This is a genomic window from Martinezella lusitana, assembly GCF_016901135.1.
In the GTDB taxonomy this organism is placed as follows: domain Bacteria; phylum Pseudomonadota; class Alphaproteobacteria; order Rhizobiales; family Rhizobiaceae; genus Rhizobium; species Rhizobium lusitanum_D.
Genome location: NZ_JAFEVL010000036.1, coordinates 76,162 through 93,134, shown reverse-complemented (window position 1 = coordinate 93,134; position 16,973 = coordinate 76,162). Strand labels below are relative to the sequence as shown.

Below are 16,973 nucleotides of genomic sequence, written 5' to 3'. Positions count from 1 at the left end.
TGCCTTGGTTGTTTATTATGCTGCTTCGGGCAGCAACCAGGCATGCTGGGGCTGCCAGTTCAACGTCAGTTCCTTGCCGGGCGTCAGGTCGAGTGCATCGATCTCGTGCTGTTGCTTCTGGACGCGGAATTCCTTGCCCTTCACGTCAAAGAAGATCGTCTGGGTCGAGCCCACGAATTCGATACCGATGACGCTGCCTGTCACGCCGTCTCCCGCCGTGTCGCCCGTCGGCAAAGAGGACAGGCTGATGCGATCCGCTGCGATGACGAAGCTTGCCTTGTCATGATCGGAGATGCTCGATTTCGTCGGCACGGTAAATGTCCCCAGCGGACCGTCGATCCGCACCTTGCCTTCGTCGTGTCCGGATACTTTCCCGCTGATAATGTTGTTCATGCCCATGAACTCGGCGACGAAGGCATTGGCGGGTTCGCGGTAGACGTCCTGTGGTCGGCCGGTCTGCTGTATCGCCCCATCTTTCATCAGGACAATCCGGTCTGCGAGAGCAAAGGCTTCCGACTGTGCATGGGTGACATAGACGAAGGTGATCCCGAGTTCCTTGTGAAGGCGGGAGAGTTCGGTCTGCATTCGGACCCGGAGATGGGCATCGAGCGCGCTGAGTGGCTCATCGAGCAGGAGGATCGAAGGCTGCGTCACCAGCGACCGTGCGATTGCCACGCGCTGACGCTGCCCACCGGACAGTTGAGCGATACCGCGCTCAGCCATGCTGCTGAGCCCAAGACGCTCGAGCCATTCCATCGCCCGTTTGCGCCGTTCCCGCTTGCCGATTTTCTTCATCCGAAGGGGAAACTCCACGTTCTCAACAACGGAGAGAAACGGAAACAGAGCAAGGCTCTGCCAGACCATGGGCGTGTCCCGCTGAAACGCCGGGATGCCGCGCATGCTTTGCCCACCGATCCGGATATCGCCGCCGGTCGGCTGGTCCAGTCCTGCCAGGAGCCGAAGGGTCGTGGACTTGCCGCAGCCGGATGGCCCCATCAGGGCGATGAACTCGCCGCCTTGGATATCAAGGTTGATTGCCTTCACCGCGTGGTGGGTCGCGTAGCGTTTATCGAGGTTTTCCAAGGTCACGAATGCATTCGACATGTCTTCTGCCTTTCAAGGATTGGAGGAAGCGGTCTTGCCTGCACGAACACCGATGAAGCGTTGCGCCACGAGGACAAGAACGATGCTGATGATGAGGACGATGGTACCGATGGCATTGATCTTCGGGTTCACCTGCCCCTGGAGGAGGTTGAGGATGCGCACCGGCAGCGTCTCGTTGACGCCGCCGACGAACCAGGCAATCAGGAACTCGTCGAAGGATACCGCCGCCGAGAGAAAGAACGACGCGATCAGAGACGGTTTGCAGAAGGGCAGGACGACCGTGAACAGGGTCGCAAACGGTGATGCACCGAGATTCCAGGCTGCGGGCTCCAGGTCCCGGGAAAATTCGCCAAGACGAAGCCGGATGATTGCCATGGCAAAGGAAGTGGCAATGGCGACGTGACAGGCGATGATGGCCTCGACGCTGCCGAACAGCCCGATGCGAGAGAGGAATGCAAGCATTGCCATTCCCATGATGCTGACGGGAACGGCCGGCGGGATAGCCACGAGAAGCCCGAACAGCGTCTTTCCGCGAAACATGTACCGGTAGTCGATATAGGCGGCGGCAAATCCCAGAACGGTGGCGATCATGGCAGTTCCGAAACCGACAATCAGGCTGTTGAGGAAGGCGTCGCGGATCATGCTGTCTGCCAGCACGGCCTGGTGCCATTGCAGGCTGAAGCCACCCCAGGGGATCGTTGGAAAGCGATTGGCATCGAACGAGAATACCGCGATGACCAGCATCGGGGTTGCGATAAAGAGGGCAATTGCACCGATCAGGCCGAATTGCAGAAACCGCGACAGGCGGGTTATGAGCGGCAGGGACATCAGTGGCCTCCCTTCTGGGTTCGGCGGTCGCGGCCGAGGAAGCCTGCCGTCAGGAATACAAGTGCCAGGATCGCCAGCATGGTGACACCGATGACGGAAGCGCGGGGCCACTGCGATCCCGATTTGACGGTATCGACGATCAGAATGGAGAGTGTCGGTGGCTTGCTGCCTGTCATGAACAGCGGGCTGATATAATCGCCGAAGGACATCAGGAAGGCCGTCGATCCTGCCAGGAAGATTGCATTACGTATGGACGGAAGCAGGACATGCAGAATGACCTTGCTGCGGCGGCAGCCAAGGTTTTCGGCGGCCTCGACCAGAGTGCGATCAACGCCGGCGAAGGCGAGAACGAGGATCAGGATCGCGACAGGAAGGGTCAGCGTCAGCAAGCCGACCTGAAGCGAGAACTGACCGCCCAGCAAAGGCAATCCGGTCAGTCCGGCACGCTTGACGATGCTGTTGATGACCCCGTCGGGGCTTAAGACGATTTGCCACGCATAAATGCGCAACATGTAGCTTGAGAAGACCGGTACGATGAGAAATGTGACCGCAAGATCACGCATTTTCTGGGTGAGTCGGAAGGCGATGGTGTAGGCGGCGGGAAGCGCGATCACCAGCGTCAGCACAGTGCAGGTTACAGCAACTTCGCCGGTGTAGACCAAGGCCCTCTGGAAAGGGGTGGAGAACAATATTCTCGACCAGTTATCCAGCGAGAAGTCGGGCTCCAGCCGGAAAGACCTGACGCGCCAGAAAGTGACGACGATCAGGAAGATCAGCGGAGCTGCGAAGAACACGAGCTGCCAAAGCAGAACCGGGAGCCCCAGAATGGCAGGCATGGTCGCAGGCGACGCAGCGGTGCGGGCACGGAATGAACCGCGCCCGGCCCCCTGGCCAGCCTTCAGCATTGATGCATCGATGTCTGTCATCCCAGGTTCTCCAGGTTAGAGCCTTTCCGATCAGAGGCTCTTGAATTCGCTCCACACGTCATTCCAGTCCTCAATGGACTGTTCCGATGGCAACTGGCGGAACTGGATTTTCTTGGCCTTGTATTCATCCATGACGTTCGGCTGATCGAGCTTCATGCGAAGGATTTCTGCATCCTTCGGCATTGTCTCGTTGAGGAGCTTCCAGCCGGCAATCGACGGGATCGATTTCTTGTTGTCCACCTTTGTCGCCATTTTTACCTGGCCCTGCGGCGAGGTGGTGTACTGGATGAACTTGCGGGCAAGGTCCTTCTTCGGCGTGCCCTTGACGATGGAAAGCGACTCCGTCCACTGGAGGCCACCTTCATCCGGAATGATCGTGTCGACCGGCACGCCATTCAGCCGCAGGCCGAGCGTGATCCACTCGCCGATACCCGGCACGAGTTGGGCCTGTCCGTTGGTCAAGGAGGAGAAGATGTCAGCAATGGTGTAGAAGCCGGAGGCCTGGGGCTTCAGGGTGAAGAGCTTTTCCTTGACGGCCTCGAATTTCTCTTCAGAGATATCGAACGGAGGAAGGTTGCCATTGGACAGGCTGATCGAGCCCATCGAAGGCAGATACCAGTCGAAGAAGCCGACTTTGCCCTTTGCCTTTTCACTCCACATTGCCGCGTAGGACTTAACTTCTTCCGGCTTGAAGGTATTGGTATTGTAGGACAGGCCGAGATAGCCGAAATCCGTCATGACGCCGTAGAGTTTTCCATCGAACCAGTGCAGCGGGAATTTCTGAAACTCCGGCCAGAAATCCTTGATCGGATAATCGTCAGGGTCGAGTTCTTCGATGAAATCGGATGCATGCAGAAGGTGCATATACTCCGCATCGGCGAGAACCACGTCGAACGACCCGGGTGGCGACTGATTGATGACGGCAAGCATCTGGTCGCCGCCGACATATTCCTTGATCCGGACCCTTACGTTATTTTCTTTTTCAAAGTCAGCAATCAGGTACGGATCGGCATTGCCGGGCCAAGATAGGTAGTTCAAGACGTTCGGATCGTCCGCATAGGCGGTGGACCATTGATTGGCCGCTGCAAAGGCGACGCCTGCGGCACCAGCCTTCAGGAAGCCGCGTCGGCTGATGTCGCGGGACATAAGAGATGGAATGCGCATTTTCTGTTCCCTTCAGGCTTGGTTAAATCGTATGCAACAAGTGCGTGCGATTATATTCATGCAAAGGGCGTGCCAGTTTGCGATTCTTGTGAAAACTTAGCGTTTTCAAAACTATGCTGAGCAGCCAGCTCCTTCTTGACGCTTCTGATTTGCACAAACTTGGGGCGATCACATATCGGCTTGCTCAATTCGCATGCAATAGGTTGATATCATTGCATGCGATTTCATAGGATCGATGCCAACAATTCTTTAGTCGACATCAGCAAGCCATACCGTGGAGATCGCTCCCAGGATCGCTGTGCATGCGATCACCCCGCTGATGGCGGGCGTCCATTTTTCAAAGTTAAATCTACTGAGAAGTCTGCAGGGCGGCATGCGGGGCGATGCTGTGTAAGAACGGGGCAGCGCCACCTCCATGCTTTGCGGGATAAGTCGACTTCAAACCAAAGCCAGAAACTCAAATGGCATCTACCGCGTCCTATCATTGCACTTAGCAGACGGGGATTTCAAAAGCTGACCCGCGTGCCGGGGGCTGTCGATCCCGGTTTTCGGCATTGCCGTCGCTATGCTAAACCTCCTGCGGCAACCCTTTTGACCGGTCTTGCGGGGGGCGAACGGCTTTCGCGGTGCCCCGCTACAGCTGGTATGCCCATTACGAGCTTGGGCGCTTTCGCAACGGCTGAAAGCCGTCACAACTTGCACCGCGCCATTTGTAGTGAATGTCGCTCGGCTTGTTGATGATGCCTCGCACCAACGTGGTTGATCTGCCGATCTCGCCGTGTTTTGAAGGTGGGAACCGGCGGCAGGGTGATGGTAGAAACAATGGCAGAACAGTTCGACATGTTTTCGGAAGAGGCTTCGCGCGACCGGGTGGTCACGCGGGCTGCTTCCAGATTCGCCAAGTCCGAACCGGCCGCCGTCTCCATGAGTGAAGAGGACATGGTTCGGCACCTCTCGGAGACAGGTCGATATCGAATCCTGCAGAAACTTATGCCGCGCGAAATCGCGTCATTCGCCCGGCCAGCGTACCCCCTCAAGGGCATCATCCTCGACACCGAGACCACGGGCCTTAATGCTCGCAAGGATGAGATCATCGAGATTGGTATGATCGCTTTCACCTTCGATGCCAAAGGAAACATCGGTGACGTCACCGGGGTCTACGGTGGGCTTCAACAGCCGAGCATTTCCATTCCCCCCGAAATCACCAGGCTCACCGGGATCACAGATGACATGGTAGCCGGGCAGTCAATCGATATGGCTGCGTTGCGGGCGCTGATTGAGCCGGCTGACCTGCTGATCGCCCACAATGCCGGTTTCGACCGGCCATTCTGCGAGGCTTTTTCCCATCTGTTTTCTGGCAAGGCCTGGGCCTGCTCCAACTCTGAGATCGACTGGTCATTGCGCGGCTATGAAGGCACCAAGCTCGGCTACCTCATCGGGCAGGCGGGCTACTTCCATGATGGTCATCGTGCGGTCGACGATTGCTTTGCACTTCTGGAGGTCCTGGCTCGCGAGGTGGACGGATCGGCTTCCACCGCTTTCGCCGAACTCTATGAAGCAAGCCAGACTTCGCGTGTCCGGATCTTTGCGGAGAACAGTCCCTTCGACATGAAGGACCACTTGAAGGCGCGAGGCTATCGCTGGTCCGACGGAAGCGATGGTCGTCTCAAATCCTGGTGGATCGAGGTTGGGGAAGAAGTGCTCGATGATGAGCTGCGCTATCTCAGGGCCGAAATCTACCGCTATCCGGACGCCGATCCACCAGTCAAACGGCTGACCGCCTTCGACCGGTTCCGGGCCTGATAGCCCCCTTCAGCCAATCTTCTGATTAGACCCATGCTTCGAGCGCATGGCCGACCTGAGACCTTGTGCCTTATCGGCGAACGTCCATGAGCCTATATTCCAACCATCGAAACGACGTTGGAACTGAAGCAAGTTGCTGGCGTCAAAAGACCTCACGGAAGGGGATCATCATGAACGTGGCGCGCTCTTTCAATAACTGGCGCAAGTATCGTCAGACGGTTACCGAACTCGGCCGCATGAGCTCGCGCGACCTGCAGGACCTCGGTATCAATCGTGCCGACATCCACAGCGTCGCCCGCCAGTCGGTCGCTCGCTAAGCGACTTTTTCCTGCCCATCCTGAATGACACTACGCCCGCTGATGACGCGGGCGTTTCCGTGCCTGGCCTGCCACGAAGCCCTGAGTTGGAGATCGCTCTCAGCAGAATTAGGCCGTGCATTTCCCGCATAGCTGCACTGCAGCAAGGTCTATTTAATATGCGGAGGGAATGGGTATCTTGGTTTCATCGAAGCGATGCACCTCCTCCCGCAGAGCTTCGAATTCAGACGACCCACTCCTCCTCCCAAGGGGCGTCTGTCGGAACAGCGGCACTCCTCCTCCCAGCCGTTGTTCGGTTCTTTTCGGAAAGCCTGCCGCACCTCCTCCCGCGGCAGGCTTTTTCGTTTCAGGGCCGGCTGCATCAGAGTCCGAGAGCTAGCTGCGGTTCTTGCCAGCATTCTTCCATGTTGAGCGATGAAAGGGTGATCCCTAAAAGCCGGACTGGACGTTTGAACGGGAACACAGAGGCGAGCAGCGTCTCCGCAATGTCCAGGATCATCTCGATGTCCGAAACGGATCCCGACACTGTTCTGCTGCGTGTCCCCTGGCTAAAATCCGAATATTTGATTTTGACAGTCACGGTCTTCCCCGTGATGTCGTGCGCCTCGCAATACCTCCAGACTTTCTCGGCCAATGGCCGCAGCTCGGCTTTGGCGAGATCGAAATCGTCGATGTCTTCAACGAAGGTGTCTTCCGCGCCGACGGACTTGCGGATGCGATCAGGTCTAACCTGCCGTTCATCGACGCCGCGGGCAATGCCGTAGAAATACGGACCGGACTTGCCGAAATTCTGTTGAAGGAAGGCGAGGGACTTCGACTTGAGATCAAGCCCCGTCTCTATGCCATGACGTTTCATCCGCTCGGCGGTGGCCGGCCCGACGCCATGGAATTTCTTGACGGGGAGGGCCTCGACGAACCCCGGTCCGTTCTTCGGCGTGATGACAGCTTGGCCATTCGGCTTGTTCAGATCGCTCGCCATTTTGGCCAGAAACTTGTTGTAGGAGATGCCGGCAGATGCGTTGAGGCCGGTAACCGCCTTGATCCTCGCACGGATTTCCAGCGCAATCTCGGTGGCAATCTCCATTCCCTTCAGGTTCTCGGTGACATCGAGATAGGCTTCGTCCAAGGACAGCGGCTCGATCAATGGTGTATACTCGGCAAAGATTTCCCGGATCTGCTGCGAGACCTGCCGATAGACCTCGAAGCGCGGCGGTACAAAGATCAGATCAGGGCATTTTCGCTTGGCGGTCACCGACGGCATGGCGGAATGCACGCCAAAGGTTCGGGCCCCGTAACTCGCTGCTGCCACCACACCGCGTGCCGCCGATCCGCCGACGGCCAATGGTAGCCCACGTAGCTCCGGGTTGTCTCGCTGCTCGACTGACGCATAAAATGGTAGAGTAGGCGATGAGCGCCTAGCCGCCTCGCGGCGGGTGGTCTCTCATCGCCTCTCGCCGAACCGGACGTGCGCCTTTCGTTACGCATCCGGCTCTCCAGAAGACATGGCAAAGTTGGGCGTTTTCATCCAGCCAAGAAGGAACCGGCGAATAGGAATCCACGCGAGAATATACTGCTCGTGCAAACCCTCTTGCCAGAGGCGTCTTGTCGGGCGGCGACGGCTCGGTCCGAAGGACCGCATGATGTCGCGCACCCGTGCTTTTCGGCGCTTCTTGCGAAGCCAGCACCAGATACGGCGCGTCACGAACCAGTCGATAGCCGTGAACACTTTTCCGGCTCTGGCGCAGTGGCGATAGTAGCCAGCCCAGCCGCGAAGGATGAGATTCAGTTCGTCGAGCTTGTGACCAAGGGTCACCAAATTCGTATCGACCTTGGTGAGTACCTTGATCTTGTGACGCAGATCAGCGGCTTTTGCTTTGGGTATCTCGATACGGGGGAAATACCCGTATCGTTTGTCCCATCGCATTGCGACATGGAATCCGAGGAATTCGAATCCTTCCGTCACTGCCGTGATCCTGGTCTTTTCCGGTGACAGTTCGAGACCGGTTGTCCGCCGAAGGTAATCCGCCAGGGCGGATTTCTCCGCGATGGCATCTTCCTCCGAGCCTGAAACCAACACGACAAAGTCATCGGCATATCGGATCGGGAAGAACACACAGCGTCCTAGCCGGCGATCCCGTCCTCGTGCGCTTAGTGCCGCCGCCGCCTCGTCGCAGAGGCGGTGGTTCCGGATTTTCGTGCGGTGATAGGTCCATCGCTCGTAGCGTTCCTCGATCGCGCTCAGTGCGATGTTGGCCAGCAACGGGGAGATGATCCCACCCTGAGGCGTGCCGTTATCTGTACGTAGGAATTGATCCTCGGCCAGAACGCCAGCCTTCAAGAACTGCCCGACCAACCCCGTCACCCGCCGGTCGGCCACGCGTGCGCGTAGCCTCTCCATGAGGTGGTGGTGGTTGATGTTGTCGAAACAGCCCTTTATGTCGCCCTCGATTATCCAGTTGTATGGCATTTGGTGCCGTCGGCTATCCGCTTCCCGCTTGCGCGGTTGGAGAGATAGCCGGATATGCTCCAAGGCCCCATGCGTGCTCTTTCCGGGCCGAAACCCGTAGGAGACAGGCCAGAATTGGGCCTCGAAGATTGGCTCGAGAACTGCTTTGACCGCGCCTTGGACGACGCGATCCTTTACCGTGGGAATGCCCAAGGGTCGGAACTGCCCCGGTTTGCCCGGCTTGGGGATGAGCTTCCGTCGTGATGGGCTCGGTTGGTATGCGCCAGAGCGCAATTCTCGCCGAATTCCATCAAGGAACGTCTGCTCACCTATCCTTTGCCGGACGCCGTCCTCCTATCCAATGCGGCTCAAGGCGATGTTTCCGACTCTTTCGGAATGCAACCAAGCTTTGAGAGCTCCACCGATCACGTGGGCTTTTGCAGCTCAAGAACTACGGCCGCCTCCAGCAAACACGGAAATCCCGTCCCGCATCTATCCTGCCCGTCAGAACAATGCATCTTGTCGCAACCCATCGCCATGCGACGGCGCAGATCCACAAAACGCATGCTGGCGCCAAACTGTTTCACCAGCGCCTTGCGATCAAGCTCGCCCTTTTGCCCGCACGGTTTACATTCGACGATAATCACCGGTCCCTTGAAATCTCTGAGCGTCAGCAGGCCGGGCATATCTCTATTTTCTTTTTCACGATATTTTTCATCACATTCAGCATCGAATTGAATCTGCTTGATGAATCGACTGAGCAACAGCCGTCGCGTGATGCCGGCTGCAGTCCACCCGATTCTTGCCCGTTGACTCATTGGTGTTTAAAGAACAAAAACAGAACATATCAGCTTTTTTGGCTATGCAAATGCACTCTCGAAGTTGGAAACCGATGCCCATCACTGCCGCCAACCCCGTCATTTTCGAACTTCAGGACCGCATCCGGCGGCTTGAAGGCGGAGCTGCACGCAAGGGCGAGGTGCTGTCGTTCGGTATTGCCGAGATCGACGCAAAGCTACCCGGTGGTGGGCTGGCCCGCGGCGCACTGCACGAAGTGGCCGGTGGTGGCGCCGACGCGGTGCATGGCGCGGCCGCCGCTCTGTTCGTCGCCGGGATCGTCGCGCGCACGAAGGGCGACGTGCTCTGGTGCCTGACACGGCCGGATCTGTTTGCGCCGGCATTGGCACAGGCAGGCCTCCATCATGATCGAGTGATCTATGTCGAGGCCGACCGGGAAGAGGACGTGCTGACCAATTTCGAAGAGGGGCTGCGTTTTGGTGGACTTGGCGCCGTCGTTGCCGAGCTTGTGCGCCTGCCCATGACCGCCTCGCGACGCCTGCAACTGGCGGCCGAGGCTTCAGGAACGATTGGCATTGCGCTTCGACGATGGCGTCGCCCGACGGAGGCAGCTGATTTCGGGCAGCCGACAGCCGCCACGACACGATGGCGCATCAGCGTCCTGCCGTCCGAGCCGCTGCCCGTGCCCGGTATCGGGCGGGCACGGTGGCTGGCGGAATTGATCAGAGCAAGAGCGGGAGAAGCCGCAGAATTTGAAATAGGTGCCTGCGATGCCACGGGTCGTATCAGTCTTTCTCCCCACGCTCGCGACGGACAGGATCAGGCGCGCGGAGCCCGGAATTCTGCCTGATACACCAGTTGTGGTCGTTGCGCGCAGTGGATCAAAACGCAGCGTTGCGGCAATCGACGCTGCGGCCTTCAAGGCGGGCGTCCGCATCGGCATGCCCGCCGCCAAAGCCCAGGCGATGATATCCGGCCTGCATCTGGTCGATGCCGATCGACAAGGTGATGCCTTGGCAATCGAGCGCCTGGCGCTATGGATGCTGCGCCAATATACGCCGGTCGTGGCGATGGACGGTCCCGATGGCATTGTCATGGATACCGAGGGGGCCGACCATCTGCGCGGCGGTGAGTTGCCGATGCTGACTGGTCTTGTCAACGCGTTGAGAGGTCACGGTCTTCAAGCCCGCGGCGCCATCGCCGACACCTTGGGCATTGCCCATGCCATTGCTCGCGCCACGCGGCGTGAGGTGATTATTGTGCCGGTTGGTGAGACAGCCAAAGCTGTCGCTAACCTGCCAATTTCCAGCCTTCGCCTGCCTTCCGGCATCGTCAGCGGCCTGGCGGTACTCGGGTTCCGGACCGTCGGCGAACTTTCGGCAACGCCGCGGGCGCCTTTGGCTCTGCGTTTTGGGCCGGAGGTCGGCCGCAGGCTCGATCAGATGTTCGGACGCGTCGTCGAACCGATCGACCCCATTCGCACAGCGGACCTGATCGAAGTGATCAGATCCTTTCCTGAGCCGATCGGGGCTGCCGAAACCATCGCCAAATATATCGGCAAGCTGGTGGTCGAACTCTGTGCCGTGTTGGAGACGCGCGGGCAGGGCGTTCGCCGCGCCGACCTGATCATCTACCGCGTCGACAACACGTTGCAGTCGCTGCGTGCCGGCACGGCAAAGCCGGTGCGTGACATCCCCCATCTGACAAAGCTTCTCTGTTCCAGCATCGAGAAAATCGATCCCGGTTTCGGCATCGAGAAACTGTCTCTTGCCGCGACGATGATCGAGCCGTTCGAAGAGAAGCAATCGATTTCCGCGCTTGTCGAAGAAACCGTCGTCGATGTCACGCCGCTGCTCGATAGTCTTGGAAATCGCGGCCAGCGCATGTACCGGCTGGCCCCTGTCGAAAGCGACGTTCCCGAGCGCAATGTCGGCCGCGTCTCCCCCGTTTCGGAAAAGCTGGGTCAGGCCTGGCCGACCCGTTGGCCGCGGCCGAGCCGGATGCTGAAACACCCTGAACGGATCGAGGTGATTGCGCTCACACCCGACCACCCGCCGGCGTCCATGACCTGGCGCGGCAAGCGCCGGCGCATCCAGCGAGGCGACGGACCGGAACGGGTGTTCGGAGAGTGGTGGGTCCGCTCCTCCGAGATGGAGGCTGTCAGGGACTACTATTCTGTCGAGGATGAGGACGGTAATCGCTTCTGGGTCTATCGCTCCGGCGATGGTGTGGATCCCGCGACCGGAACGGCCAAATGGTTTCTGCACGGGATCTATGGCTGATGCGCTACGCCGAACTCCAGGTCACCAGTCATTTTTCCTTTCTACGCGGTGCGTCAGGCTGCGATGAGCTGTTCACTACCGCCAAGGCACTCGGCATTGCGGCGCTCGGGATCGTCGATCGCAACAGCCTTGCCGGCATCGTGCGCGCCTGGGAAGCGGCCAAGGAAACTGGCGTCCGGCTGGTCGTTGGCTGCCGGCTCGATCTGACAGACGGCATGTCGATGCTGGTCTATCCAACGGACCGGGCTGCCTATTCGAGGCTTTGCCGGCTTCTGTCGCTCGGCAAGGAGCGGGGCGGCAAGGGCAAGTGCATCCTCGATTTGTCGGATGTGGCTCTTTATGCAGAGGGCCTGCTCGCCGTCCTGATCCCCGACGAGGCCGATGACGCATGTGCCGTCCAGCTGCGCAAGGTGAGAGAGATATTTGGCGACCGCGCCTATATGGCACTGACGCTGCGCCGGCGGCCGAACGATCAACTGCGCCTGTATGAGCTCAACAGCCTGGCGATCCGGCAAAAGGTCCGGCCGGTCGTCACCAATGACGTGCTGTTTCACGAGCCGGGCAGACGACAGCTGCAGGATGTCGTCACCTGCATTCGCCATCGTACCACCATCGACCAGGCCGGATTCTTGCGCGAACGGCACGCCGATCGTTTTTTGAAGCCCCCTGAGGAAATGCACCGTCTGTTCAGCCGCTATCCCGAGGCACTCGCCCGCACCCGCGAGATTGTCGATCGCTGCCGCTTCGACATGAGCGAGCTGACATACCAATACCCCGAGGAAGCCATCATCCCCGGACTGACGGCGCAGCAGTCGTTGGAAAAATTCACCTGGGAGGGTGCGCGCGATCGCTATCCCGAAGGGGTGCCTGATGATGTGGTGAAGACCCTCAATCACGAACTCGATCTGATCCGCAAACTCGACTACGCCCCTTACTTCCTGACGGTTTACAGCATCGTCCGCTTTGCGCGATCTCAAGATATTCTCTGCCAGGGCCGGGGAAGTGCTGCCAACTCCGCCGTCTGCTATGTGCTGGGGATCACAGCGATCGATCCGGCCGCAAACGATCTGCTGTTCGAACGTTTTATCTCCGCCGAGCGCAACGAGCCGCCCGACATCGACGTCGATTTCGAACATGCCAGACGCGAAGAGGTGATCCAGTGGATCTACAAGGCCTACGGCCGGCAGAAGGCTGCCCTTTGCGCGACCGTCACCCGCTACCGCGCCAAGGGTGCGCTTCGCGATGTCGGCAAGGTGCTCGGCCTGCCCGAAGACATGATCACGGCGCTGTCGGCCGGTGTCTGGGGCTGGAGCAAGGAGGGCGTCGGCGAAAAGCAGGTCAATGAGCTGAACATGAACATGTCCGACCGCCGCCTGCGGCTGACATTGGAGCTGGCGCAGCAGTTGATGGGGGCTCCGCGTCATCTGGGCCAGCATCCGGGCGGTTTTGTCCTGACCAATGACCGCCTCGACGAACTGGTACCGATCGAACAGGCGCGCATGCAGGACCGCCAGACCATTGAGTGGGACAAGGACGATATCGAGGCGCTCAAGTTCATGAAGGTGGATGTGCTGGCCTTGGGCATGTTGACCTGCATGGCCAAGAGCTTTGCCTTCCTGGAGGAACACAAGGGTATAACGCTCGATCTCGCCACCATCGAGCCGGAAGATGCGCCGACATACGCGATGATCCGAAAGGCCGACACGCTCGGTACCTTCCAGATCGAATCCCGCGCGCAGATGTCGATGCTGCCGCGGCTGAAACCCCAGACCTATTACGACCTGGTCATCCAGGTGGCGATCGTTCGCCCCGGGCCGATCCAGGGTGACATGGTGCATCCTTATCTGAGACGGCGCGAGGGCAAGGAGGCAGTCATCTATCCGAAGCCGGAACTGGAGGCCGTGCTCGGCAAGACGCTGGGCGTGCCATTGTTTCAGGAAAGCGCCATGAAAGTCGCGATCGTCTGTGCCGGTTTTACCGCCGGCGAGGCCGATGCGCTCAGACGCTCGATGGCGACATTCAAGTTCACCGGCGGGGTCAGCAAGTTCAAGGACAAGTTGGTCCAGGGGATGGTGAAAAACGGCTACACGGAAGAGTTTGCCGAAAAGACCTTCTCGCAGCTCGAGGGTTTTGGCTCCTATGGCTTTCCCGAGAGCCATGCCGCGTCCTTTGCCCTCATCGCCTATGCCTCATCCTATGTGAAGTGCCACTATCCGGACGTGTTCTGTGCCGCCCTCATCAATGCGCAACCGATGGGGTTCTATGCGCCGGCTCAGATCGTCACCGATGCCCGAGCCCATGGCGTTGCGATCCGGCCAGTCTGCATCAATCGGTCGCGGTGGGATTGCACGCTCGAAGCGGTTGAGGGAACCGACAGCCATGCCGTGCGTCTGGGGATACGCCTGGTCAAGGGGTTTCCCGAACAGGATGCGGCAAAAATCGCGGTGGCGCGGGGTGACGAGCCCTTTGTTTCCATCGACGATATGTGGCGGCGCGCCGGCGTGTCGTCGGCGTCTCTCGTAAAGCTTGCCGAAGCTGATGCGTTTCGACCGGCTCTCAAACTTGAAAGACGCGATGCGCTCTGGGCGATCAAGGCCTTGCGCGACGACCCGCTTCCACTATTCGCGGCTGCCGCCGATCGTGAGCGGGCGGTAATCGCCGAACAGCAGGAACCGGATGTGACGCTTCGGCAGATGACGGAAGGCGCCAATGTCGTCGAGGACTACGGGCATACGGGGGTCACTCTGCGAGCCCATCCGGTCAGCTTCCTGCGCGAGGATCTCACCCGCCGAAACATCGTCACCTGCGCCGAGGCGACATCGGCGCGCGACGGCCGCTGGCTGATGACGGCGGGTCTTGTTCTCGTCCGCCAGAAACCGGGCAGTGCCAAGGGCGTCATGTTCATGACCATCGAGGATGAGACAGGCGTTGCCAATATCGTCGTCTGGCCGAGCCTCTTTGAAAAACAGCGCCGCGTCGTACTCGGATCCGCGATGATGGCGATCAACGGCAAGATCCAGCGCGAAGGGGGCGTGGTGCATCTGGTGGCGCAACGGATGTTCGATCTGACCACCGATCTGGCAAGCCTTGGCGAGCGGGATGGTTTCCGGCTGCCGCCAGGACGGGGCGACGAGTTCGCCCATGGTTCACCGGGCAGCCCCGACAGCCGCGAGCGGCCGCCGATGGGCGTCAAGGCGCGGGAAATTTATATACCTGATTTGCACATCGACACACTGAAGGTGAAAAGCCGGAATTTTCAGTGAGTTCGGTGGACGGCTACAGAGGCGATGCGGTCAAAAGCAAGGCGACAGGTGTTGCGGTCCAGAGATTGACGGTGTCAGCCAACACTCGGTCGCTAATGCCTAGACCAAGACGACCCTTGAAATGTACGGCTGGCGTTCTCGCAATTCCGCTGATGACGATCCATAAGAGCAAAGAGCTTGAGTACCATAGCGTCATCTTCGTCGGTCTTGACGATGGCGCATGGTGGAGTTTTTCCGACGATCAGATCGAGGCCACTGCTGGGTTCTTCGTTGCCTTTACCCGACACGTGCTTCGCGATGTCCTGCGAGACGGCTGGCTAAACCCAAAGTAGCGACTGGCCGTTTGCTGGCAACTTTCTATTGAGGAGCGCTGAGTGACAAGCACCGTGTCGACGGTCGGCTGTGCCCTGGCGCCGACTGCGCTATTGAAGAGCACGTGGTCGGTGGCCAAGGCACGAAGAACTCGGTGGATAAGGTTCGGCCGTTTGTGAAAACTAAATCTGGTGGTTTGGACGCCGCCGCAGCGCCGCCGCGAGATAGAACCGGTGATTAAAAGACTGGAGAGTCTGCGGAACCAGACGCCATAGGTCTCGTCGGGAAGGTAGAGAACGAGTCTTAGCCCATCTCGCCACATTGGCAGGGCAAAGTTCGGTTGGCCGTCTCGTCGAAGGAAGCGTGGCGTTCGAACGTGAAGCCATGGTCGCCAGCATTCGCAAGATAACAAGCTGAAGATAAGCCATGGGTTAGAACCCGATTTTGGTCGGTATTCTTTTGGGAAACGGCAAGCGGAAGCGTTTTTTGCGCTTCCGCTTAGGCATCGTTGCTTAATGAGATTGCGCGTAAAATTGGTGAGACGGAAACTGGCGATGCCGGGAGCCTGTCATTCGGTTATCCACCGGCGAAATCCCCGATCACGCCGATGCGGGCAGGATCGCTACCATACTCGCTGGCATGTTCGGGCAGATAGCGGATATCAGCCTATCGAACCGAGGAAACTTCTTTCAGAGGTATCGACACAGTTCGAACCATGCGCTTATCGGCGATGATCTTGTCGATACCTACCCCATGAATGCTGAGCCGATAAAACAGGTCTGGCCCGGTTCTCAGAACGCGCTTTCGTGGAGCGCGCGCGGCAAGCGCCCGGTCAACGAAATTAGACAATTGCTGCGTGGCACTGTTTCCATGCCCGCCAAATAGTACATTCGTAGGCCCATGGACAGACAGACCTGTATATTTTACTTGCCTAGATGGACAGAGCTGTATATCCTTTCGTCATTCTCCAAGATGGCGGGATCTGGGTTGAGCACCAAGGTGGCGGTCGTGACCAGCGCGAGCATCAGGTTCTGGAAGCTCACGGTGCTGAAGCTGGGCACGACATCGACATATTGTCGTCGTGACGATGCGCGACGTCGGCGGGCGTAACAGGCAGATTCGCCACGAACTGGTCGCGACCGCCCAGGCGGAAGGCAAAGAACTTCCATCCCGTTAAATAAGCGCAAAACGTTACGTCGGCCACAGGAGCTAATATGTATAAAGGCAGTTGCCTCTGCAGTACGGTGAAATACGAAGTTCGCGGGGAGCTTGGTGCAGCAATCTATTGCCACTGTTCACGTTGTCGCAAAGCAACCGCAACGGCGTTTGCGACCAATGCATCCGTTGTAGCCAGCGACTTCGTGATCATCGAGGGCGAGGCTGCGCTGAAGGCATTCGATTCTTCGCCAGGCGTTCATCGCTTCTTCTGTTCCAGCTGTGGTTCGTCGATCATGAGTCGCCGCGATGAGATGCCAGATGTCGTCCGCTTACGGCTGGGGACGCTCGATACGCCGCTGCCGGCGCCACCGACCGCACATTATTTCGTCGCCTCGAAGGCCGAGTGGTACGAGATACACGACGATTTGCCACAGTTTGCGTAACGCGGGCACGATGCTGGCAGGCGGAAGGAGCCCACTGGAAACATCGTTGGTCCGGTACCATTGCACGACAAGCACCGACGGGTTGGCTGGCGGTATGACAACGCCGCATTGTGGGTTTTCCGACACCCA

General features: G+C 58.8%; 13 protein-coding genes and 1 pseudogene. 7 read left to right on the top strand and 7 right to left on the bottom strand.

Going from position 1 to position 16,973, the window contains the following annotated elements; translation table 11 throughout:
• Positions 1-15 precede the first annotated feature (15 nt).
• The 4 genes from JTP94_RS13910 to JTP94_RS13895 are packed head-to-tail and all read right to left on the bottom strand — an operon-like array spanning position 16 to position 4,022.
• Entirely contained in the window at positions 16-1,104 is a 1,089-nt protein-coding gene (locus tag JTP94_RS13910) for an ABC transporter ATP-binding protein (RefSeq protein WP_204851079.1), read from the bottom strand.
• A 12-nt stretch (positions 1,105-1,116) separates the two neighbouring features.
• Complete coding sequence (locus JTP94_RS13905; RefSeq protein ID WP_204851078.1) at positions 1,117-1,932, bottom strand: ABC transporter permease; 816 nt, start codon at positions 1,930-1,932, stop codon at positions 1,117-1,119.
• Positions 1,932-2,858 (bottom strand): ABC transporter permease, encoded by a 927-nt coding sequence (locus JTP94_RS13900; RefSeq protein WP_204851077.1) that lies wholly within the window; start codon positions 2,856-2,858, stop codon positions 1,932-1,934. Before JTP94_RS13900 ends, JTP94_RS13905 begins: the two co-directional genes overlap by 1 nt.
• Before the next feature lie 30 nt (positions 2,859-2,888).
• Entirely contained in the window at positions 2,889-4,022 is a 1,134-nt protein-coding gene (locus JTP94_RS13895; protein ID WP_204851076.1) for a PotD/PotF family extracellular solute-binding protein, read from the bottom strand.
• Positions 4,023-4,844: 822 nt separating this feature from the next.
• Here JTP94_RS13895 and JTP94_RS13890 point away from each other — a divergent pair.
• The gene (locus JTP94_RS13890; protein WP_204851075.1) at positions 4,845-5,825 is read left to right on the top strand and encodes a 3'-5' exonuclease; all 981 of its coding nucleotides are present in this window, start codon (positions 4,845-4,847) and stop codon (positions 5,823-5,825) included.
• Between the two features lie 170 nt (positions 5,826-5,995).
• The gene (locus JTP94_RS13885) at positions 5,996-6,142 is read left to right on the top strand and encodes a DUF1127 domain-containing protein (RefSeq protein ID WP_204851074.1); all 147 of its coding nucleotides are present in this window, start codon (positions 5,996-5,998) and stop codon (positions 6,140-6,142) included.
• Between the two features lie 361 nt (positions 6,143-6,503).
• Here the strand turns inward: JTP94_RS13885 and dinB are convergent.
• The 3 genes and pseudogenes from dinB to JTP94_RS13870 all read right to left on the bottom strand — a co-directional run.
• Positions 6,504-7,535, bottom strand: a pseudogene (gene dinB / locus JTP94_RS13880) (DNA polymerase IV); the annotation flags it as partial.
• Positions 7,536-7,619: 84 nt separating this feature from the next.
• A complete protein-coding gene (gene ltrA, locus JTP94_RS13875) occupies positions 7,620-8,882 on the bottom strand; it encodes a group II intron reverse transcriptase/maturase (RefSeq protein ID WP_210384121.1) in 1,263 nt (420 codons plus the stop codon).
• 131 nt (positions 8,883-9,013) lie between these two features.
• Positions 9,014-9,406, bottom strand: a complete 393-nt coding sequence (locus tag JTP94_RS13870; protein WP_409456608.1) for a hypothetical protein — start codon at positions 9,404-9,406, stop codon at positions 9,014-9,016.
• Positions 9,407-9,480: 74 nt separating this feature from the next.
• On the opposite strand from JTP94_RS13870, the gene JTP94_RS13865 reads away from it, so the two are divergent.
• From JTP94_RS13865 to JTP94_RS13845, 5 genes are all read left to right on the top strand, one after another.
• Complete coding sequence (locus JTP94_RS13865; protein WP_204851073.1) at positions 9,481-10,236, top strand: ImuA family protein; 756 nt, start codon at positions 9,481-9,483, stop codon at positions 10,234-10,236.
• A complete protein-coding gene (locus tag JTP94_RS13860; RefSeq protein ID WP_204851072.1) occupies positions 10,157-11,668 on the top strand; it encodes a DNA polymerase Y family protein in 1,512 nt (503 codons plus the stop codon). Before JTP94_RS13865 ends, JTP94_RS13860 begins: the two co-directional genes overlap by 80 nt.
• Positions 11,668-14,931 carry an error-prone DNA polymerase gene (locus JTP94_RS13855; protein ID WP_204851153.1) on the top strand — a complete coding sequence of 1,088 codons (3,264 nt, stop codon included), beginning with the start codon at positions 11,668-11,670 and terminating at the stop codon, positions 14,929-14,931. The genes JTP94_RS13860 and JTP94_RS13855 overlap by 1 nt, the downstream gene beginning before the upstream one ends.
• A gap of 116 nt (positions 14,932-15,047) precedes the next feature.
• Positions 15,048-15,263 carry a 3'-5' exonuclease gene (locus JTP94_RS13850; protein WP_246754939.1) on the top strand — a complete coding sequence of 72 codons (216 nt, stop codon included), beginning with the start codon at positions 15,048-15,050 and terminating at the stop codon, positions 15,261-15,263.
• A gap of 1,194 nt (positions 15,264-16,457) precedes the next feature.
• Positions 16,458-16,844, top strand: a complete 387-nt coding sequence (locus JTP94_RS13845) for a GFA family protein (RefSeq protein ID WP_204851071.1) — start codon at positions 16,458-16,460, stop codon at positions 16,842-16,844.
• The last annotated feature ends 129 nt before the right edge of the window (positions 16,845-16,973 follow it).